Source organism: Acetobacter farinalis (assembly GCF_011516935.1).
Classification (GTDB): domain Bacteria; phylum Pseudomonadota; class Alphaproteobacteria; order Acetobacterales; family Acetobacteraceae; genus Acetobacter; species Acetobacter farinalis.
In genome coordinates this window covers 1-785 of the sequence record NZ_WOTF01000068.1, presented here as the reverse complement: position 1 = coordinate 785, position 785 = coordinate 1, and the positions used below count along the sequence as shown (strand labels likewise).

Below are 785 nucleotides of genomic sequence, written 5' to 3'. Positions count from 1 at the left end.
GGGGGGGGGGAGCAACAGATGCGGCGGTATGGCTTACGCGACGATCAGTGGGAACGGATAAAAGACCTTCTTCCGGGTCGTGAAGGTCATGTCGGTGGCACTGCTGCGGACAACCGTCTGTTCGTGGAGGCCGTGTTGTATCGCTATCGTGCCGGCATTCCGTGGCGTGATCTTCCTTCGCGCTTCGGAGACTGGAAGAATGTCCACAGACGTCTGCGTCGCTGGTGCGAAAGTGGTGTAATTGAGCGGATATTTCGTCATCTGGCGGCAGATCACGACAATGAATACATGATGATCGACAGCACGATTGTCCGGGCGCATCAGCACAGCGCCGGAGCCCTCAAAAAGGGGGTACGGATCAGGCCATCGGACGATCCCGGGGCGGACTGACCACAAAGATCCATGCCATCTGCGATGCCTTGGGCAACCCGGTGGAACTCGATATCACACAGGGTCAGGATGCCGATATTACTCAGGCCGAACGACTTCTGAAAAAGATCGACCCGGATGCCTTCCTTGCCGACAAGGCTTATGACGCGGACAGGTTGATCGACCAGTTGACAGAGCGCGGGATCACCCCGGTCATTCCGCCTAAAAGCAACAGAACGATCCAGCGGAAAACAGACTTTGCTCTTTACAGGGAGCGTAATCTTATCGAGCGCTTCTTCAATAAACTCAAACAGTTCCGCGCGATCGCAACCCGCTACGACAAGCTTAAATCAACCTTCCTCGCTGCGGTGCAGTTCGCCTCAATCATCATACTGCTTAACTGACGACACGCTGTA

At 55.3% G+C, this 785-nt stretch carries 1 protein-coding gene; it reads left to right on the top strand.

From position 1 onward, the window contains the following. Positions 1-18: 18 nt before the first annotated feature. Positions 19-773, top strand: a protein-coding gene (locus GOB82_RS13220; protein WP_166123798.1) for an IS5 family transposase whose coding sequence is annotated in 2 segments (ribosomal slippage) — positions 19-340 and positions 340-773 — 756 coding nt in all. Because the reading frame shifts where the segments join, the coding sequence is not laid out codon by codon here. The last annotated feature ends 12 nt before the right edge of the window (positions 774-785 follow it).